At 65.2% G+C, this 19747-nt stretch carries 11 protein-coding genes and 3 pseudogenes; 3 read left to right on the top strand and 11 right to left on the bottom strand.

Going from position 1 to position 19747, the window contains the following annotated elements; genetic code table 11:
* Positions 1-3: 3 nt before the first annotated feature.
* A complete protein-coding gene (locus tag XcuCFBP2542_RS10390; protein ID WP_104603518.1) occupies positions 4-2046 on the bottom strand; it encodes a TonB-dependent receptor in 2043 nt (680 codons plus the stop codon).
* Between the two features lie 452 nt (positions 2047-2498).
* Between XcuCFBP2542_RS10390 and XcuCFBP2542_RS10395 the strand changes: the two are divergent.
* Positions 2499-3335 (top strand): annotated as a pseudogene (locus tag XcuCFBP2542_RS10395) (restriction endonuclease).
* Between the two features lie 271 nt (positions 3336-3606).
* Positions 3607-4449 carry a chymotrypsin family serine protease gene (locus tag XcuCFBP2542_RS10400; RefSeq protein ID WP_104603493.1) on the top strand — a complete coding sequence of 281 codons (843 nt, stop codon included), beginning with the start codon at positions 3607-3609 and terminating at the stop codon, positions 4447-4449.
* 50 nt (positions 4450-4499) lie between these two features.
* Here XcuCFBP2542_RS10400 and XcuCFBP2542_RS10405 read toward each other — a convergent pair.
* The 3 genes and pseudogenes from XcuCFBP2542_RS10405 to XcuCFBP2542_RS10415 all read right to left on the bottom strand — a co-directional run.
* Positions 4500-4703: pseudogene (locus XcuCFBP2542_RS10405) on the bottom strand (IS4 family transposase); the annotation flags it as partial.
* Between the two features lie 66 nt (positions 4704-4769).
* Complete coding sequence (locus XcuCFBP2542_RS10410; protein ID WP_104603494.1) at positions 4770-5315, bottom strand: GNAT family N-acetyltransferase; 546 nt, start codon at positions 5313-5315, stop codon at positions 4770-4772.
* Positions 5263-5592, bottom strand: coding sequence for a type II toxin-antitoxin system TacA family antitoxin (locus tag XcuCFBP2542_RS10415; protein WP_104603495.1), 330 nt, complete (start codon positions 5590-5592; stop codon positions 5263-5265). Before XcuCFBP2542_RS10415 ends, XcuCFBP2542_RS10410 begins: the two co-directional genes overlap by 53 nt.
* A gap of 599 nt (positions 5593-6191) precedes the next feature.
* Between XcuCFBP2542_RS10415 and XcuCFBP2542_RS10420 the strand changes: the two genes are divergently transcribed.
* Positions 6192-6524: a hypothetical protein gene (locus XcuCFBP2542_RS10420; protein ID WP_104603496.1), complete on the top strand. Its 333-nt coding sequence runs from the start codon at positions 6192-6194 to the stop codon at positions 6522-6524.
* Positions 6525-6728: 204 nt separating this feature from the next.
* On the opposite strand, the gene XcuCFBP2542_RS10425 is transcribed toward XcuCFBP2542_RS10420, so the two are convergent.
* The 7 genes and pseudogenes from XcuCFBP2542_RS10425 to XcuCFBP2542_RS10460 all read right to left on the bottom strand — a co-directional run.
* Entirely contained in the window at positions 6729-7262 is a 534-nt protein-coding gene (locus XcuCFBP2542_RS10425; RefSeq protein WP_211292995.1) for a DUF3800 domain-containing protein, read from the bottom strand.
* Positions 7263-8230: 968 nt separating this feature from the next.
* Positions 8231-8521: a HigA family addiction module antitoxin gene (locus XcuCFBP2542_RS10435; protein WP_104603498.1), complete on the bottom strand. Its 291-nt coding sequence runs from the start codon at positions 8519-8521 to the stop codon at positions 8231-8233.
* Positions 8522-8538: 17 nt separating this feature from the next.
* Positions 8539-8820: a type II toxin-antitoxin system RelE/ParE family toxin gene (locus tag XcuCFBP2542_RS10440; RefSeq protein ID WP_104603499.1), complete on the bottom strand. Its 282-nt coding sequence runs from the start codon at positions 8818-8820 to the stop codon at positions 8539-8541.
* Between the two features lie 97 nt (positions 8821-8917).
* On the bottom strand, positions 8918-11104 hold the full coding sequence (recD, locus tag XcuCFBP2542_RS10445; protein ID WP_104603500.1) for an exodeoxyribonuclease V subunit alpha: 2187 nt from the start codon (positions 11102-11104) through the stop codon (positions 8918-8920).
* Positions 11101-15072 carry an exodeoxyribonuclease V subunit beta gene (recB, locus tag XcuCFBP2542_RS10450; RefSeq protein ID WP_104603501.1) on the bottom strand — a complete coding sequence of 1324 codons (3972 nt, stop codon included), beginning with the start codon at positions 15070-15072 and terminating at the stop codon, positions 11101-11103. The genes recD and recB overlap by 4 nt, the downstream gene beginning before the upstream one ends.
* A complete protein-coding gene (recC, locus tag XcuCFBP2542_RS10455) occupies positions 15069-18473 on the bottom strand; it encodes an exodeoxyribonuclease V subunit gamma (RefSeq protein WP_104603502.1) in 3405 nt (1134 codons plus the stop codon). Before recC ends, recB begins: the two co-directional genes overlap by 4 nt.
* 67 nt (positions 18474-18540) lie before the next feature.
* Positions 18541-19635 (bottom strand): annotated as a pseudogene (locus XcuCFBP2542_RS10460) (IS701 family transposase); the annotation flags it as partial.
* Positions 19636-19747 lie beyond the last annotated feature (112 nt).

The raw sequence follows: 19747 nt of genomic DNA on the forward strand, positions 1-19747 counted from the left end.
GCGTTACAGTTTCATGTTCACGCCGATGAAGACCTGCCGCCCGGCACCCGGGGAGTACATCGGCTGCGGCTGCGCCTGGAAAAAGCTGTCGTACCAGACATACTCGTATAGGCGACCGGTGAGGTTGCGCAGCTGCAGGTCCAGGCTCCACGCCGGGTTGACCTGGTAGCGCGCCGTGAAATCCAGCGTGGCCATGCTGCCGAACTTGCCGGCCACGTTGCGCTCTTCCAGGTAGTAATCGCTTTGCGCACGACCTTGCAACCCAAGCTTCAACGCATCGCTCGCCTGGTAGTCCAGGCCAATGTTGCTGATACGGCGCGGCGTGGCGATCACCTCGTTGCCTTCGAGCGACACGCTGGCATCGCGTGCGTCCCGCGCAATCTTCGCTTCCTGGTAGGCATGCGATGCCCACACCGTCCACGCCTCGCCCAGCTTGGCGTTGATCTGCGCATCCACGCCCCGGCGGCGGGTCTTTCCCAGCACCACGTTGGTGCCCGTGGCGGGCATGTTGGAAATCTCGTTGGCTGCGTCCTGCTGCCAGACCGCCAGGCGCGCCTGGCTGCCGGCGAACGGGCTGAACTTCATGCCCAGCTCCATGCCGGTGTTGGTGGAAGGCCCGATCGCAGCCTGCCCCGGGGTCAGATAGGCCGGCGCGGTGGACCCGGTGAGCACCTGGAAGGTGCGGCCCCAGTTGGCGTAGACGTTGGTGCGTTCGGTGAACGCGTATACCACGCTGAGCTTGGGCTGCTCGATCGTGCCGTAGCGCTGCAGCGGCCCGCGCACACCACCAGGCAGCAGGGTGTCGCCATCGAAGCGATCCACGCGGTAGGCGGGCACGATCTTCAGCGCCTCGATCGGCTGGTAGATCGCCTGCACGTACGCGCCCCAATTGTCGAACGTGTACTGGTCGTCGTTCTGGATCCGCGCCGGAGGCGCAGTGAAGTCGGTTGGCTCGCTGTAGGCAAACCGCAGGCGCTGGTAGCGGTTGTCCTGATGCTCGTAATTCAGTCCAGCCTCCACGATCACCTGTGCATTGGCATGCCAGGTCAAGGTGTTGAGCATGCCTACCTGCGACTCGTCCCAGATCCGCCGCTGCCGTGGCGCATTGCCGGTCGGCAGGCCGCTGAAGGTCACTCGGCGGTCGTCTTCGTAGTCGTTGTAGTACAGCTTGGTGCCGAAGAACACTGCATCGCTGAGCCTCATGTCCAGATGCACGCCCACCTGGCGCATGTCGCGGTCGCCGCCGTCGTTCAAGTTGCGCCGCTGCGACTGGCGCCGGTCCATGCGTAGCTCCTCGGCGGTCACAAAGCCCGGCTCGTCGGCCTCATTGTGGTAGACGCGCGCGGTCAGGCCGATGCGCATGCCATCGTCCAGATTGCCGAAATACCACTTGCCGCCCAGCGAATACTTGCTGGAGCTATCGTGCGTCCGATAGCCATCGGACCCCTGCACGCCCAGGAAATAGTTCTGTGCGAAGCCATCGCGTTCGCGCCCCAGCGCGAACTGCGCATCGCGGGTGTTGAAGCTGCCATAGGACAGGCGCGCGTCGGTGTAATTGCCGCCCTGGCGGGTGCCGAAATTGACGTTGCCACCGATGTTGTGCAGGCCGTAACGCGGATCGTTGGTCCCGCGCACCACTTCGATATAGCTGATCTCCAGCGGGAACAGCATGTCGATGAAGCGCTGGTTGCCGCTGTTGACGTTGCTGGGAATACCGTCGATCAAGGTCTTGATGGCGTTGATGTAGCCTTCGCCGTTGAAGGCGCGGAAGCTGACCTTGCCCGACTCGTTGCCCTGCCGGGTCTCGGTGAGCTGGATGCCCGGCATCTGCCCAAGCAACTCCCAACTCTGCGACACGTTCTTGTCCTCGATCTCATCGGTGCCAAGCACGTCCACCGACGTGAACACCTGATGGGAAGCAAGTTGACCATCGGCGTGATGGTGCACATCCACCTTGCCCAGGGTCAGTGCCGAATCCGACGACTGCGCGCGTGATTCCAAGGGGAACAGGATGGTGGCCAGGGAAGCTGCCAGAACATGGGTCAACGACAAGGACGAACGGATCACGGCAGCTGCAATCTATGGGTAAGGGATGGAATATTATAACATTATTGCAACGCTGACACAGTGTGGCATCCACCGCGCGGGGAAGATGCAGAGTGCAGGCGGGCTGGCATGGCAGGCCAGACCCTGCAACCGCTGCGCAAAGCCCGCAGGTACCCGTTCAAAGGCGTCTGCACAGGAGCGGCCTGATCCGGATGGTGCTCAGGTGCTGCGACTCTCCAACTGTGATGCCGCGCGAGCACTGCTACCTACTGATTTCTGAGAGGCATTACGGCGCAAACAGGCGACCTCAAGCGCTTGCATGCAGATGCACGCAGCGTGCGCGAATGCCCGTGGCCCAAGGATTTATGCGATCCGCATTGCAGTGAAATAGCCAGCGCGCTGACAAAGCCTGTTTCAGCGATTATGTTTGACGCTGGAACGGGGGTTCTCGCATGGGACGCAGAAAGCAACAAAACGGATTCGAAGCGTTGACCGCATTGCCGTGGCCAGTTGGTCTGGCTGCTGGAATCATTGCGTATTTCGCGGTCCGCCACGGCATTGGCTGGTGGCTGTCGCAGCACGGCGGGATGCTCTCGCAGGGCATTGCCCAACAATCGGCCAGCCTGTTCGCCCCATTGGCGTGGATGCTGCTCGGCCTCTGCTGGCTGGCCGCGCTGTGCTCCTACCTGGGCACCTGCCAGCGGCGTCGCTTTCTGGAAACCCGCACAACGCTGGAAAGCCTGGCCGCTGGCGGCTGGCGCCAGTTCGAACAACTGGTCGGCGAAGCGTTCCGCCGCCAGGGCTACAACGTCGAAGAAACCGGCCTGGGCGGCCCGGACGGCGGCATTGACCTGATCCTGCGCAAGGACGGCCGCCGCACGCTGGTGCAATGCAAACAGTGGAAACGCCAGCAAGTCGGCGTCAGCGTCGCGCGCGAAATGTACGGCCTGCTCGCCCATCACCAGGCCCACGCAGTCAAGATTGTCTGTGTCGGTCGCTAGACGAAGGATGCGGAGCGCTTTGCCGAAGGCAAGCCGATTGAACTGATTGGCGGTGAGCAGTTGTTGGACATGATCCGAGCGGTGCAGCAACACGCCACAGCGCAACCGACGGCACCATCTGAGCGTATCGAGCCTGCCTTTGCTTCACCCGATTCCACTGCCTTCGCGGCCGCTACCATCCCAAGCTGCCCGCGCTGCCGCAGCGCGCTTGTGCAGAGAAGGAACCGGCGCACTGGCGAGAGCTTCCTGGGCTGTAGCCAGTTTCCGAAGTGTAGAGGAGCGGCGTGAGTGAATCTGACATCCGGCTATCGTGACGAGGATTTCCTCCAGCGCAAGATCATCGCCTGCTTCCTGCCGCCGCTGCCTGCAAAGGTTTGATTACACCCACAGTGATTCGCGAAGAACCAGAATAATTGATTACTCGGTTGTGTTGGCTTTCCTGAGTGAGCGGATTGGTGGCGCCTAGCTTCGTTTGATGCGGCGCATCTTCGTTGCAAAGTAAATCAAGAAGGTAGATCTATTATATGCTGATCGGCTTGATCCCAATATTCTGCAGAAAATGCCAATTACTCAGCTTGTACGTCGACAAGCAAAGCAAAAAATGTCCAGACTCTTCAGCTACGCCCTGGTCGTCGTAAGCGTATTGACGTTCTTTACATCTGGCTCTGCACTGGCTATTGATCCAGCTCGGCTCCATCAGCCTGTTGTTGGCGGCACGGTTTTGACAATGAGCCTTGGCAACGAATGTACTGCCGGCCTTGTGCTCAAGCAAAAGGGTTTTCTTGCCAACTTGACCCCATATAGGCGAGCTGTGAGATTCGTTCTGACCGCAGGACACTGTGGTGATTACAATAGCGCAGTCTCGGTCAGAGGATCGGACCTTGGCTATGTTTCTTGGAAGTCGAATGTTTCAGATCTTGAATTGATCCGTGTGGAGCCGGTCAACCATAGTTATCGGTATTGCTCTGCGCCATCAACTGGACTTACCTGCTCAGTTGTTTCGAGGTATGAGCCGCGTGCATTAGGAAAAGTTTTACTCTCGCGAGCAGCTCTCTACCGCTCGCGAGAAGAGGGGCTTGCTTCGATAGCAGTGAGCGGGCATGCCCCCGCATCCCCGACCGAACGATTCTGCACAAGCGGTAGAACGACTGACGTGATGTGCTACTGGACGGATGCGCGAATTCCTGCGGGAAAGACCATTACTGCCGGACTGCTCGGCGCAACGGCCGACTTTGGCGACCTCATAGGTCCAGGTGATTCCGGGGGACCAGTGGTTAATGCGTCAGGCGTTATGCATGGAATCATAAAGGGTAATTCGGCGGATTTTAATATGCTGCTGTATACCTCTACTGCCCAGTTTTTTCATGAGCAGCCTGACTATGAGATTGCACCACCCAACTGATTCCGCGAGTCGGTAAGCATCAGGGTCAGGTTCTTAGGTATCCCCACGTTTTACAGCACCAACGTCATCTGCGTGCGCACTGCGTCGGGCAGTGTGCGTAAGCGTTCTAGCCAGCGTGAGACCGGTTCCATTGGCCAGCGCCTGACCAACGCCTCGCGGCCTACACGCAGTGTCGGGTAGAGCTTGCGTGTGCTGTTGCGGGGCGATAGCCAGTGCGCGATACCGATGGACTCGCAGCCGGGTCCTGCCAGCCAACGGACAGATCACGTCACGCTCGATCACGATCGCTCGACGTGCAACGTGCGATTGCCGAGCAGTCTTTACGCTTTCAGCAGCTCAGTAATGCTTGCCAGGGGTAGCCAGAGCTTGAGAGGGTCCAACTCCGCACGCTGGAACCCGAATTTCTCGTAGAAGGGCGCAGCTTCATCTTTGGCGTCCACAAACAATCCGGTGACACCAATGGCGTCACTCACTTGCGCCGCTCGCGTGATGGCTTCCATGAGGAGCATCGTGCCGAAACCGCGACCCTTGAGCTGCTGATGGACTGCCAAGCGGCCCAATCGCACGACAGGGACGTTGCGCGGCAGTTTTGAGCCAGCCGGCCGAAGCTCTGCATTCATTACCTGCGCCGAGGACAAGGTGAAGTATCCGAGGACCGTGGTGTCCACAACGTCCTTGAATCCTACTTCTTGCCAAGCGTCCAGGGTTCCCGTTTTCGGGATTGCCAAGAACGTACGGCTGATGCCGCGCTCTTGATGCTGTCGCGCCTTTGTGCGCAACCATTCATTCAGATCTTTGTTGCCGCAGTCGAAATCAGCGCGACTTAGGTGTCCAGCGAACGGTACTACTTCTACTTCCAGTGCCATGGTCTCTTGTCTCCATATGACGTTTCAAGGAGACAGCAAGGCGATCGGGGACCGGCTTCGGGTTGTCGAGTGCATCCAGAAACATCTTCGTATCTTTCTGGCTCAGTCGAATGATCGAGTGCTCTTCGATAATTCTTTCAGCTTCCCGCAGCGCGGCTTGGGCGACGAATTGATTCGTCGTTGTTGCCGTCATCTCAGCTGCCTGTTCAATTGCTTGCTGCGCGTAAGCGGTGACTCGGGTGGTGATTCTTGCCCGGTCATTACTGGTCGCGTGCATAGGTAACTCCTAATATTCATTTCATATTTGCCGTTGCTGGCCGAGCCGTAGGCTTGGTCGGAGTTCGGCGTCTGTGTGGGCTGATCGTGCCTACTTCATGTTGAGGTCTCCTGTACTGGTGGCTGCACTGTAATTGCTCTGGTGCCAAAATGGCAACCATCATTTATCTCATAAAATCACCTTGCGCAACCCTATTGCTTCTTGAATTTATTTTTTGTTCACAAATTGGCTGGCCTTTGAAGTTGGTCATGCCCTTCCCACGCGGTGAGATGCCCTTCTTCTCAAGTAACAAGGCTGGGGAAAGGGAGGGGTAGACCTACGAGCGTCCAGCCTCCACAGCCGCACGCAATGCGGATTATCGGACTATCGCATGGTGTGTGATGCCGCCCTCGGCCTGGATCGTATTGCGGGCAGCAACCGGGCGCTCGGCTGCCGAGCTTTGCGGTCCAGAATCACTGCTCGGCTGGGTGCGGCGCTGCCAGCCGGTACAAGGGCCAAGCCTAGTCCCTTCAGTTGGCGTGTTCGACAGCTTCAGATTTTGACTTCCCCCACATCTCCGGTACGCCATGCTGCCTCCAGCCTCAACTGGAGAACGCACGATGATGAAGTGGATGGGCACCGCGCTGGCCGCGGCATTACTGGTGAGCGGCTGCGCCAAGGTGGAGGGCGAGAAGTTCGTCGGCCACTGGGTCAATGTGCAGACGCAGGAAGAGACCATGGACGTCGAGCGCAATGGCGAGACCTTCATGGTCCGCAGCACTACGCCGAAGTTCTTCAGCCGCAAGCCGCAGACCGAGAGCTACCCGGCGGTCTACAAGGACGGGGCGCTGCAGGTCACCAATGATGGGGAGACTGTGAACTTCGTCATCGACGAGAGCAACGGCCAACTCAACACCGGCGGCGAGCAGTACCGGCGCGTGCCGGCCAAGTAAGCGCGTTAAAAACGGGCTACCCCGGGCTCCAGGGGCGTGTCGATCAGACCGACACGCTTGCGAGGCGGCTGTTGCCGCAGCGCTCTTGTATCGCCGGTCGCATGACGGCCAATGGGTTGACAGCTTGAATTTGGGTAGACCAACCTTTAGAGTTGTTGGCAAGTGGACTGGGAGTACCCGGTCGGCGTTATAGCCTCGGTGCGATCACCGGGGCTTTTCGCTGTCTGGGGGTGGGAAAATTTTATAGCCCCAGCCCTCAAAGTCGATCCCGAGCCGCCCCCTTCCCCCTTTGCAGAAGAACTTCTGCCGAAGAATCTCAAACGCCCGATTCGCGCTTTGCGGACGGATGACAGATAGACCGATGGGGCGCGCGACCAGATCGGCCAGTTGCAAGCCGGACGAATTGGTCTTTTTATCCGCAAACACGATGTTGAAGGGTAGCGGGCTCCCCCAGCGGTTGGCTCCATCGCATATCCGCCTGAACTCCAATTCCAGATCGCGATCTTCCTTCTTGCCCCGGCACTCCACCACTACATGGGTGGGACAATGGACCTGTCTTTTCTCCCCGAGGAATTCGAACAGCGTTTCCAGGCAAAAGCCCAGCGCCAAATGATAGGGGTTGTTCTCCAACTGTGATCGCTCGCGTAGGCGAGCCTTGTCGATCACGCAACTGATCAAGATGAAATTGTTGTGATCGATGATCTCGGTCAGCTCCTCCAGGAAGCCCTGCTTTTGCAATCGGCCGGCAAACCTGAAATCACCTTTTTCCTTGCGGATTTCGTGCTGATGTACTTGCTGTAGCGATCCGGCAGCTTAGCTTCCGCTGGGCGGCTCGTTGCGACGGGCTGTGGCCCCTCCAAAGCAAGTGCAAACTGGCCTGCGCGCAACGCAGTATCGGGGCCACTTGATGCGTCCTTGCGTCTTGCCATGGTCCAGCACCGGTACCTGGAAAGATCAGCACAGCGAACATGTCAAGGACAGTAGGCCGGCGGTGTAGTAGATCGACCTCGGCTCCTTTGAACGTTCTTGGTACGGTCCCGGGCGGAGCCGATGTAACACTGCCGTCGGGTAGTACCGGCGCGTACCGGCCAGTAAGGCCATCAGCCGCGCTCGTGCCGACCACTGGCAGTGGCCGGCGTTCGCACGCTGCCATCGCCTGCCTCAGCGGCCGGCGGAGGGCGCCTGTTCCGGCCCGGCAGTACGATGCCTGTAGCGCCGTTCGTCGCCTCGCCTGGCGAGTCCTCTGCCATTCCATAGCGTGCAAGCTTTACAGTGCGCAGGCACGCCAGGGTCGTGGCGCTGCCAGCCCAATCAATCCAGTAACTACGAGGGTGTCATGAGCAAGGGGATGGACCAGAAGAAGAACCAGAAGAAGGAGCCGACCAAGACGCTGAAGGAAAAGCGTGCGGCCAAGCAGGAAAAGAAGGGCAAGTAAGCTGCCCGGGCCGTCAAGCGGCAAACGAGGTCAGGTGCAGGCCTGACCTCGCTGCGCAGGCGCGAGGCGCTGAGTGCTGGCTTGCGAGTTCGGCAGTTCCAGAGTTGCCCATGTACTGGAATGACCTGGGATACCACTATGTATGCTGCCTGCTGCAAGAGCACGCTTCAGTATCGATCATGGCGCTCTTGCATGAGCGCATGGATCTGACGGTGCATTTCGCTGGCAGGTTATCACTCACGATCCACATCGCGATGGTGTGACTCCCGACTCAAGCCGCCAGCCGCTTGATCCGTGACGGCAGATCGCCCAGCGCGCGATGCGCTTGTTCCAGTTCGTAGTCGGCTTGCAGGCCCAGCCAGAAGCGCTCGGTGGTTCCCAGCGCTGCAGCCAGGCGCACGGCGGTGTCGGCGGTGATGCCACGCTTGCCCAGTACGATTTCATTGATGCGGCGCGGCGGCACGCCGGTGGCCCGCGCCAATGCGTTCTGGCTGATGCCCAGAGGCTCGAGAAACTCCTCAAGCAGAATTTCGCCAGGATGAATGTTGGGTAGGACTGTCATGGACAGATGCCTCGTGCTCAGTGGTAATCGACTATCTCGACCTCGGCTGCATCGCCTTCCATCCATCGAAAGCAGATGCGCCACTGGTCGTTGATCCGGATGCTGTACTGGCCGCGCCGTGCGCCTTTCAATGCCTCCAGCCTGTTGGCGGGCGGAATGCGTAAATCGTCAAGGTGCGCGGCAGCGTTGAGCATGCGCAACTTGCGGCGCGCCACCGGCTGGATGTCGGCCGGCAGCCGGCGGGAGCGCTCACCCAACCAGATCCTTTCGGCTTCCTTGTCGATAAAGCTTCTAATCATGACCCAACCATAACGGATTACGTCATATAACGCAACCCGTTATGACCGAATGGTCCGTAGCCGTGGGTCGCTGGCCGCGGGCGCCAGTTGGGTTCGATCAGAACAATGCACCTTGTACCGGCGCACTGCCAGGCGGCGGCTGGGCTGGCGCTGGCGTGGGGGCAGCACTCGGCGTCGGTTTATCATCGTTGGCACCCAAGCGCCACGCCAGGCCAGAGATGCGCGCGGCATGCCGTGCGAGGGCCGCGCGGATGACCGGCTCGCTGCCGGCCAGGTGCAGGCGTTGGCGGGCACGGGTGATCCCGGTGTAGAGCAGTTCGCGGCTGAGGACGCGGGCATCGCGGGTGGGCAGCTGCAGCCAGACGGTGTCGAATTCGCTGCCCTGCGCCTTGTGCACGGTCATGGCGAAGGCGCTCTCGTGGGCCGGCAGTGCGGCGGGGTGGAAGCCGCGCACCTGGCCGTCGCCATCGCCTGCGAACCAGGCCACCAACGGGCCTTGGGCATGGCCTTGCAGGGGGTTGGCTTCGCTGCGCAGGCAGATGCCGACGTCGCCATTGAACAGGCCGTGGCGATAGCTGTTTTCGGTAATCAGCAACAGGCGGCCGTGGAACCAGGGCGAGCCGCTGCCGAGGCGGCGGGTGCCGGCGCCGGTGTCGGCCAGCAGTTGCTCGATGCGCGCATTGAGGCCACGCGCGCCCTGCGGGCCGGTACGTACGGCGGTGAGCAGGCGCAGGCGACCGGCAGCGCGCAGGGCGTCGGCCGGGTCGTGGGCGTCGGCCAGCGCGCGCCAGTGGGCGAGCAGTGCGTCGTGACCCAGGGCCAGCGGGTCGTCGCCGTCTTCGTGGAAGTGCACGCCGGCCAACTCGCCGCTGCGCAGCAGGGCGAGCGTGGTGTCGGCATCACCTGCACGGATGGCGTCGGCCAGTGGGGCCAGCGCGAAATCGTCTGCCTGGCGGTAGCCGCGCAGCAGGTGCACGCGGTGGCCAGTGAGGGGGCTGGTGTCGGCGGCGGCCGGTGGGGAGGCGGCTGGGGGGCTGCCGAGCAGCGGTTGCAGGGCGTGGGCGTCATCCGGCTGCAGCGCATCGCCGGGGCCGGCGGCCTGCAGGATGGCGGCGAGTACGTCGCCGGCTTCCACCGAGGGCAGCTGGTCGGCATCGCCGAGCAGGATGAGCTGGGTGCCGTCGGCGACGGCGTCGACCAGCTTGCACATCAACGGGAGGTCGATCATGGAGGCCTCGTCGACCACGATCAGGTCGAATGGCAGCGGGTTGTCGGCGGTGTGGCGGAACTGCGGGGAGTCGGGGATGACGCCGAGCAGGCGATGCAGGGTGCTGGCGCCGGTGGGGAGGGCGGTGTCGCGGTGGGGGGCGGGGGGGGCGTTGCCCTCACCCGCCCTGCGGGCATCCTCTCCCGCAGGCGGGAGAGGGGACGTATCCGGGGTCGGCGCGGTAGGCGGGAGAGGGGAGGCGTCTGAGTGCTGTGCGGCAGCGTGCTGGGGTAGGCCCTGTTCCATGGCGCGGGCCACCGCCAGGCGCAGGCTCTCGGCCATGCGCTCGGCGGCGCGGCCGGTGGGGGCGGCCAGGGCGATGCGGGGCGGTGGATGGCCGGCGACCTGCGCCTGGGCGATGCGCAGCAGCAGCAAGCGGGCGATGGTGGTGGTCTTGCCGGTGCCGGGGCCGCCAGTGACCAGCAGCAGCGCGCGGCGCAGCGCCAGCGCGGCGGCCTGGGCCTGGCGGTCGATGGATGGCTCGGGCAGGCCCGTACCCTCACCCGCCCTTCGGGCACCCTCTCCCGGGGGGAGAGGGGATGAGGTGGCGGCGTTGGGGAACAGCTGGGCGAAGCGCGGCGCCAGCGCGGCGGGGTCGAACGCGGGCATGGGTTGGGCGGCGATGCGGCGCAGACCCAGGGCCAGGCGACGTTCGTACTCGCGGTAGCGGCGCAGGTAGAGCAGGCCATGTTCGAGCACCAGCGGGCAGTCGGCGGCGGCAGGCTGGTCGGGCGCGGGCTGGGCGACCCAGCGCGAGGCGGCGAGTGCGCGTTGCCAGTCGGTGGGATCCGGCAAGGTGGGCGGGAGGCCATCGCGCGGGTCCAGCAGCATCGCGGCGCGGGCCGGGTCCAGCCCGGCATGGCCGCTGGTGACGGCCAGCGAGGCGAGCGCGGCACCAGCCAGGACCAGTGGGTCGGTGTCAGAGGCGAGACGCTGCAGGCTTTGTGCGAAGGCCAGGTCCAGCGTGCGCAGGGCGCCGGCCTGGTTGAGGGCGGTGAGCAGGGGTGGATGACTCATGGGGTGGGGGGTCCCAGGGCGGACGGACCCTCACCCCAACCCCTCTCCCGAGGGGAAAGGGGCTTTGGGGCGGCGCTCTCTTGCAGGGAGAGGGGCGTTAGGGCGTCGCTGGAACCGGGGTCTATCGGATTGCCGGCGAACAGGGCGTCCAGCGCCTGGACCAGCATCGGGTCGAAACGCCAGGCGTAGACGCCGGGCGCGGGTGCGCTGTCGCGCGGGGAGTCGGCCCCGGCGAGCGGTACGTCCATGGCGTCGGGCACGGCCTGGTCCGTGCACTGGCGTCCGGCATCCAGGCCACGGCAGAACAGGTAACGCACGCCGCCGAAGTCGCGGGCGTAGTCGTAGGCCTCGCCCAGGCGGAAGCGCAGCCAGCGGTGCAGGGCTACGGTGTAGATCAGTGCCTGCAAGGTGTATTCGCTATGCGCCATGGCGCGGGCCAGGGCGTCGGGGGCGTAGCTGGGCAGACGGTTGGATTTGTAGTCCAGCACGTACCAGCGGCCGTCGACGGTGTAGGTCAGGTCGATCAGGCCGGTCATCAGGCCTTCCAGGCGCTGGCGTGCGCCGAAGGCCTGGCGATCGCCGGCCACCCCGAAGCGGTGCAGCAGCGCCAGCAACGCGTCCACGCGGGTGGGCTGCATGGCGAAGTGGAATTCCATTTCGTTGCGGCGCTGCGGCTCGGGGACGGCGGCCAGGGCGGTGCCTTCGGGCAGGGTCACGGTGAGGGTGTTGCCGATCAGCGCGGTGAGCATGTGCAGGCCGTCATCGTGTTCGTCCTGCGCATAGCCGCCGCGTTGCAGCGCGTCGATGATGGGGGCGGCCTGGCCGTCGGGGGCGGGGTCGCCAGGGCGCCAGCGCTGCCAGGCGGCGAAGTCGCAGCGCTCGAACACGTCGTGCATCACCACGCCGAAGCGGTTGCCGGCAAAGCGCGCATCGAACGGCTCGGCTTCGGTGACCACTGCCGCGGCGTCGCTGGCGGCCGGTTCGTCGGTGCCGCCACTACCCACCACGGTGGCGCTGGCCATGGGGTCGGTGGCCGCACCGGCATCGGCGTTGGCCAGCTGGGTGAAGCTGTAGACCCACCATTCCGGGGCGATATGCCGATGCGGGATGCGCGCAGGCGGCACCTGCGCGTCGGGCGGTGGCGGCAGGCGCGGCAGGTTGGCCGGCGGGGTGCTGGTGTCGATCACCACCGTGCCCTCGCCCGCCGCGCCCTGCAGCGCATCGGGCGCGCGCAGCATGTCGGCCAATGGGGTGCGTTCGTGCTGGTGGAAGCTGCCGCTGGCGATCCACAGCGCGTGCTCGGCGCGGGTCAGGCCGACGTAGAGCAGGCGCGCATCTTCGGCGCGCTGTTCCTGCTTCCAGGCCGCTTCGGCATCGCTCCAGGCGGGGTCGTTCTTATCCCGGCTCCATTTGGACACGTTCCAGTGCAATTGGCGGCCAAGGTCCGGCGCATGCACCACACAATGGCGGCCGGCGCCCTTGTCGCTGCGACCGATGCCGATGTACGGCAGGAATACCAGCGGATATTCCAGGCCCTTGCTCTTGTGCAGGGTGACGATCTGCACGCGGCGTGCGTCCGATTCCAGCCGCAGTTGCTGGGCCTCGTCGTTGTCGTCAGCATTGGCGATGCGGCGCGCCAGCCAGTCCACCAGGCCGTGCGGGCCGAGTGCGCGCGCGTCGGCTTCCTGCAGCAGTTCGGCCAGTTGCAGGTAATTGGTGAGGCGGCGTTCGCCATCGACCAGGGCGAGCAGGCGTTGCCCGTGCGCGGCGCCGAGTTCGCCGATCAGCGCCAGCGGGCCGCCGCGTTGCCAGCGTTCGCGCCAGTCCAGCGCCTGCTGCTGCCAGCGGCGGTGACGCTCGCCGTCGTGTTCCAGGGTGGCGATGGCGATGGCGTCCTGCCCGATCAGCACCGTGGCCAGTGCGGCGCGCAGGCGGCTGTCGTCGCCCGGGTCGAGCAAGGCCTGCAGCAGCGCCAGCAGTTCCAGCGCTTCGTCGGTGGCGAACAGGCTCTGCTTGCCGGCGGCCACGGCGGGAATGCCCACCGCACCCAGCGCCTGCTGGATGCGGGTGGCCTCGCCATGGCTACGCACCAGCACCGCGATGTCGCCGGCCTGCACCGGACGTGCGTTGATGGTGGCGGTGCCATCGCGGCCAGCGGCCAGCCAGCCGCGGATCGCGGCCACGCAGGCGGCGGTGGCCAGCTCGCGGGCGCGGCCGGCGCTCCAGGGCTTGGGTTTGCCTTTCGTGGGCGGCGGTGGTTCTGGGGCGCGCCACAGTGTGAGCGCCGGGGCGGTGGCGCCTTCGTGTTGCAGGTCGGTGTCCAGGCGCTTGGTGCCCGGCTGCACCGGGTGGAAGGCGATGCCGTCGGTGAGGAAGGCATCGGTGTAGCCGGCCTGCGCGTACAGCGCATCGATCGCCGCCAGCACGCCCGGGCGGGAGCGGAAATTGTGGCTCAACGGCGGGGCCAGTTCGGCGCTGACGGCCGCAGCCAGGTAGGTGCGCACATCACCGCCGCGGAAACCGTAGATGGCCTGCTTGGGGTCACCGATCAGAAACAGCGACGGCGCAAACCCGGCCGCCAGCGCGAGCGCGCCGTTGCCGAACACGTTGGAAAAAATCGCCCACTGGCGGTCGTCGGTGTCCTGGAATTCGTCCACCAGCGCGATGGCGTACTGCGCGCGCAGGCGCCTGACCAGGGCGTCGGCCTGCGGGCCTTCCAGCGCGTGCGCCACGCCATCGACCAGGTCGTCGTAGGTCTGCACGCGGCGCTGGCGCTTGAGCAGGGCCAGCCGGGCGATGGCATCTTCGCGCAGGGCGTGCAGCAGGCGGATGCGGCGGCGTGTCCGCCATTGCTCGACACGGGCCAGCGCGGTGAGATAGCCATCGATGGCGTGACTCAGCGGCGAGGCCGGGGTGCGATCGACGAACTTCTTGTTGGTGCCTGCGGCCAGGTCGGCCGCGGTCAACTTGACCAGCTTGGGATGCGGGGTGCTGTCCTGCGACGGTGTCGCAGCGAAATCCTCGAACCAGTGCCACAGCGCGGTGAGCCAGTCGGGTTTGTAGCTGACCTTGCTCAGCACGCCGCCGTCGATGGCGGCCATGAGGGTTTCGAAAAACGCCGTGCCATGGGCCTGGAAGGCAACCGCCAGGGCGTGGCTGGCGGCATGCACGGCCTGCAGCAAGGCGGCGGCATCGTCGGTGTCGGCGCAGACCGCCGGTAGCAGCACGGTGTGGCGCAACAAGGCGCGCAGATCCGTGGCCAGCGCCGGCGGGCCACCGGACCACAGGGCGATCAGGTCTTCGGCCATCACCGCATCGGCGGCGCGCTGGCGCCACAGGTCGGCGGCCACTTCGCCCAGCAGTTCGCGATCGTTGGCAAGCAGTTGCGGAGCGGCGAAGGCCTGGCCGCTTTCCAGTGCATGTTCGCGCAGCACGCGGGCACAGAAGCCGTGGATGGTGAACACCGCGGCCAGGTCGATTTCTTCCACTGCCTGCTGCAGGCGGCGGTGCAGCGCGGCCGGGGTTTCGGTGCCGTTGGCTAGATGCGTGGCGAGGATGGCGCGGGTGAGGAGCGCGTCGGGGGCTTCCTTTGCGGGTGATGGTGCGTCGGCGGTGTGGGTGGTCGCGGCCTGGGCCGCTCCTACGGATGCAGAAGGCGCATCGTACGTCTGCGTGGTGGTTGGATCGGTCGCGCCCGGGTGCGCTCCTACGATGGCGCGCGAGGCGTCGGGCACCAGCGTGGCGGCCAGCACCAGGCGTTCGCGGATCCGCCGGCGCAGTTCCTGGGTGGCGGCCTCGGTAAAGGTCACCGCCAGGATCTGGCCGATGCGCAGGCCGCGCTCGACCACCAGACGGGTGAACAACGTGGCCAGGGTGAAGGTCTTGCCGGTGCCGGCGCTGGCTTCGATCAGGCGCACGCCATCCAGCGGTAGCTGCAGATACGGGTCGGTGACGGTGGGCGCGCTCATTCGCCGTCGTCCTGTGCGCCATGCCAGTGCCGCCAGCTGTCGATCACGCGCTGCGGATCCAGCGCGGCCTCGGTGTTGGCGCGTTCCAGCAGGTCGTAGAGCCGATGGCTGGTGCTGGCAAACGCACTGAACCGCTGCGCATCGGCGAACGGGTCGCGTCCGCGGTTGACCAAGCGCAGTTCCGGGCTGTGCGATTCGCTCCAGCCGAAGCTGGACTGCCACTGCCCCGCCGCCTCCTTGATGGCCTTGTCCAGATCGTCGCTGCGCGCGGCCTGGTGATATTTCCAGCTGCTGTACGGCGCAAATGGCAGCGGTGCCTGCAGGCCTTGTCGATACAGCTGCAGCAGTTCGCCCAGCGCGGCTTGCGCCTGCGCCGGCGACAGCGGCTGCGCATCGATGGGATGCGGGCCCAGGCCGTCGTCGTGCTCGAAGAAGCGCACGTATGGCACCTGCTCGCCAGCGGCGCGCAGCAACAACCATTCCAGCCCGTGGCCAATCGCATTGCGCCCGGTGAGCGCGCCCACCTGCACGCGGCCCACGCCGTGCGCATACCAGCCGGGCACGCGGCCATGCAGCGCGACATCGCCGATCTGCACCTGCAGCCGCTGCGACTGCGCGTCGGCCTCGCCACGCCATTGCTGGAAGGCCTGCGCGTACGGGCGCAATTGCGCCAGCCGCTCGTCGAGCTGGCGACGCCCCAGCGGGCCGGACGGCAGCAACGCGCGTGCGCGCAGACGTTCGTACAGCCCGTCCACGTCGTCGGCCACTGCAGCCTCGAACACCTGTTGCTGCAAGCCGTAGTGATCCAGCCCGCGGGTGGGTGCGAGCAGCGGTTCCAGGTCGCTGTCTTCGCTGGCCGGATCGGGCAGGCGCATCCCTAGGCGATGGCGCAGGAACTGCCCGGCCGGGTCGCCGAACAGCCGGCGCAACGCGTCGATGGAGATGCTGCCCGGCAATCCGCTGTCGTCGGCCGGCAGCGCGCCGGCCACCCACGGCGCCAGCGGCTGGCGCTGGCCGGTGAGGCTGTCCACCGCCGGACGCCATTGCCGGCGATAGCTGAAACGACGCGGGTCCATGCCCGCTTCGCTCTGCGCACCGAAGGCGGCCGCGGCGAACGGCTGCAGCGGGTGGTGCACCACCAAGGTGTCGTCGGCATCGGCGGCGGCGTGGGAGTGCGCCGCGGTAGCCAGCAATTCGCTGACCAGCACCGAGGACTCGCGCGGACTGCCATCGCGCGCATCGGCGCCGAGATAGCTCAGGTAGAACACGTCCTGTGCGGAGGCGAACAATTGCAGGAACAGGAAGCGGTCGTCCTCGCGGGTGGAGCGGTCGCCGTGGCGGCGGCGCTCGGTGCCCAGTTCGGCGGTAAGGCGATTGAGCCCGGCGGCCGGGTCGCGGCGCGGAAAATCGCCGTCGTTCATGCCCAGCAGGCAGATCACCCGGAATGGCAGCAGGCGCATCGGCACCATGCGCCCGAAACTGATGCCACCGGTGAGCAGCGGCGCGCGTGTATCCGATTCGCCCAGCACTGCGGCAAAGTGCGCACGCACCACCTCGGCCGGCACGCTGCCGGCGTACTGCGCGCGCTGCGCATCGCGGGCGAACTGGTCGATGAGGCTGCGCAGCCGGTCCAACGCGCGCTGCGCACGCGCGGCCGAGGGGGCGGCGGGAATCAGCGCGTCCAGCAGCTCCAGCAGGCGCTCGCGCCAGGCGGCCGGCGGCAGCGCCTCGGCCAGTGCGGCCTGGTGCCGCTCCAGCACGCGCAGCAGGCGCAGCAGCGTGTCCAGCGCGGCCAGTGCGCTGCCTTCCAGCTGCGGCCACGGCGCCACGCCGTCGATATCGTCCTCGGCACCACTGGCGTGGCCAAGCAGCAGCCGGTCCAGCGCGAAGCGCCAGGTGTAGGCGTCGTCGCCCGGTGCCTGGTGATGGCGCCGATGCGCCGCATCCAGGCCCCAGCGCGCGCCGGCAGCATGCAGCCAGCCGCGCAGGCGTTCCAGCCCGGCCTCGTCCAGCCCGGCCGCTTCGGCGATCGGCGCGCTGGCAATCAGGTCCAGGATTTCGTGCAGGCCGAAGCGTGCGATCGGCAACTTCAGCAGGGTGAGAAACACCTCGGCCAGCGGTTCGCTCGCCAGCGGGCTGGCGTCGGCCAAGGCATAAGGCAATGCATCCTCACTGCCGTGGCTGCCGAACACCGCGTCCAGATACGGCACGTACGGGTCGATATCCGGCGACAGCACCGCGATCTCGCGCGGCTGCAGCGGCGGTTCGAAGCGCGCATCGTCCAGCAATGCACGCAGCTGATCGTGCAGCACCTGCAGCTCGCGCAAGCGCGTATGGCAGGCGTGCACCTGCAGGCTGGGATCGTGCCGATTCACCGCCGGCAATGCGGCCGGCACCGCCGGGGCGCGGCGATGGAACAGGTCGCTCTGCATGCGCCGCAACAGGCTGTCGCCCAGGCCGCCGTCAGCGAGCAGGCGGCGGCCGGACTCCAGCGGATCGGCATAGGCGGCGATTTCGGCCAGCGGGTGCACCACTTCGTAATCGCCGATCAAGGCCATGAAGTCGCGGCCGGCTGCACCCCAGGCCTGCAGCAGCGGGTTTTCCTGCACCTGATCGGCGAACAATGCCGCCGCCCCGCCCTCGCGGCGGCGTTGCCACAGGGTTTGCAGATCGCCCCAATACCCTTGCGTGGGCGTGGGCAGATAGAAATGCAGCGTGCCCACGCGCGCTTGCGTGGCCAGCACGCGCAACACGTCGGGCGAGATATTGAGGATGGCGAAGGCAAACAGCCGCGCCGGCAAGCCCTGCGGCAGCGGACCGTCAGCGCGCGCATAGCGATCCAGGTACTGGCCGATGCGGCGCGCGCGGTATTGCCGGCCAGTGGCGATGCTACGCCACAGCCGCGCCTGCGGATCATCGGCATCGGCGCCGCCTTCCCAACGCAGCAACCAGTCGCGGCGCCAGGCCTGGTACTTCTCGAACACGCTGCCCAGCTCGCCGGCCAGCGCCCACGGCTTGAGCACATCGCCATCGGACAGATAGCCGGCCAGCGGCGCCAGTGCCGCATCGCTGCCCAGATCGGCCTGCAGCGCGGCGTACAGCCGCCACTGCGTGGTGGCCATGTCCAGATCGTCGTCGGCCGGGCCGAGGTTGCGCTCCAGCGCGCGCGCCACGAATTCGCCGGGGGTCAGAAACTCCAGATTCGCCGCCACGCCGTGCTCGGCCGCCAGCGTGGACTGCAGCCAGCGCCGCATCGCCACCTGCGGAATCAGCACCACTTCCGGCTGCAACAACGGCTGCCCGGGCACCGGCCGGCGCAGCTCCTGCGCCAGCAGGGCAGCCAGGGTATCCAGCGTGTTGGAAGGATAAAGACGGAAATCGGGCGCGGAAGCAAGGTGCATATGTGCGGCATTGTGCCGGATGCGTGCGCGAGGCGCAGTCTGACCCTATCCGCGGCGGACCCTAGTCCTACTGTGTCATTAAATACGAAGGTGCGGAGACATCGTTCCAAGTAGTATCACTGCGATTTCTACGGCGATTGTCCAACGCAGCGTCGCGATCGAGCCCACTACATGGCGCTGAGCCCGCATCGGCCGCCCCGCGCGGGCGGTAATCTTCGGGTAGGGCAGGTTGCGGGCGTTGTGACGGTTTTTTTTGATGCGCCCCACGCAAGCGCTCAGCAACCAGAAACCCGTAAGCAGCAATGCATAGCGTGGCGTGATGATGGAACCCCCGCCAACCGCGTCCTTCGTAGTGATCCAGGCCAAACTCCTGCTTCAGGTCCTGATAATCGCGTTCAATCCGCCAGCGCGCCTTGACTGTATTCACCAGATCCTTGCGAAGCGTGTTTGCCGGCAAGTTGGAGAGGAAGTAGCGCGTTGACTTGTCTTCGCTTTTGGGCCATTCGATCAACAGCCACTCTTCCTGACGCAAACGATCCCCCTGCGCGGCACGCACACGCAAGGCCGCAAAGCGTCCGGACAACGCTGCGTTGCTGCCTTCCCGCCATGACACCGTTCGGAAGGCACGCCTAGGCAAGGACTGCGCCAGTGCCTCCACCGACTGTGGCTGGCGATCGGCCGTGCGGCGATGGCGAATCGCAGGACGGCCCTTTCCCTTCCATGGCGCGGGCGGCTCGGGCGTTTGCCCTGGCGGCCAGACCTTGACGCTCGAAACAATCCCCACTGCATAAGTCAGTTCCAAGGCAGTCAGCGCATCACGCCAAGCCGTATTGCTGCCATAGGCTGCATCGGCCAACACGGTGCCGCGGACGACACCTGCAGCACACGCGGCCTGCATCTGCGCTAGCGCTATCTCTGGCTTGGTGGTGAACGCGATCTCTTCCGGAACACCTGCCTTCTCCCGCTTCGCCGCATCGGCCGCCCAAGCCTCAGGAAGATACAGCCCAAAGGCGATCGGCACGCTCGCCGCCGGCGTCGCCAGCGAGACGCTCACCGCCACCTGGCAATTGTCCTGTTTGCCGATCTCCCCGCAGTACTGTCGGGCCACACCGACCGAATGCTTGCCCTTCTTGCGAAAACCCGTGTCGTCCACGATCCAGTACACCTCGCCCTTCAAATCCATTCCTGATTAGCCCCATCCCTCAGCCAAGAAAGTTGCTTGCCATGCGCAAAACTCGCTCTGGGCAAGGCTTGCAGCGCATCAGCGCCGTCGC

Source organism: Xanthomonas cucurbitae (assembly GCF_002939885.1).
Taxonomy (GTDB): Bacteria; Pseudomonadota; Gammaproteobacteria; order Xanthomonadales; family Xanthomonadaceae; genus Xanthomonas; species Xanthomonas cucurbitae.

Bases quoted from the DNA above. Each gene is read 5' to 3' on its own strand.
- recB (WP_104603501.1), bottom strand. From the start codon at position 15,072: ATGAGCGCGCCCACCGTCACCGACCCGTATCTGCAGCTACCGCTGGAT.
- XcuCFBP2542_RS10415 (WP_104603495.1), bottom strand. From the start codon at position 5,592: ATGCACGCGACCAGTAATGACCGGGCAAGAATCACCACCCGAGTCACC.
- recD (WP_104603500.1), bottom strand. From the start codon at position 11,104: ATGAGTCATCCACCCCTGCTCACCGCCCTCAACCAGGCCGGCGCCCTG.
- XcuCFBP2542_RS10420 (WP_104603496.1), top strand. From the start codon at position 6,192: ATGATGAAGTGGATGGGCACCGCGCTGGCCGCGGCATTACTGGTGAGC.
- XcuCFBP2542_RS10410 (WP_104603494.1), bottom strand. From the start codon at position 5,315: ATGGCACTGGAAGTAGAAGTAGTACCGTTCGCTGGACACCTAAGTCGC.
- XcuCFBP2542_RS10435 (WP_104603498.1), bottom strand. From the start codon at position 8,521: ATGACAGTCCTACCCAACATTCATCCTGGCGAAATTCTGCTTGAGGAG.
- XcuCFBP2542_RS10400 (WP_104603493.1), top strand. From the start codon at position 3,607: ATGCCAATTACTCAGCTTGTACGTCGACAAGCAAAGCAAAAAATGTCC.
- recC (WP_104603502.1), bottom strand. From the start codon at position 18,473: ATGCACCTTGCTTCCGCGCCCGATTTCCGTCTTTATCCTTCCAACACG.
- XcuCFBP2542_RS10440 (WP_104603499.1), bottom strand. From the start codon at position 8,820: ATGATTAGAAGCTTTATCGACAAGGAAGCCGAAAGGATCTGGTTGGGT.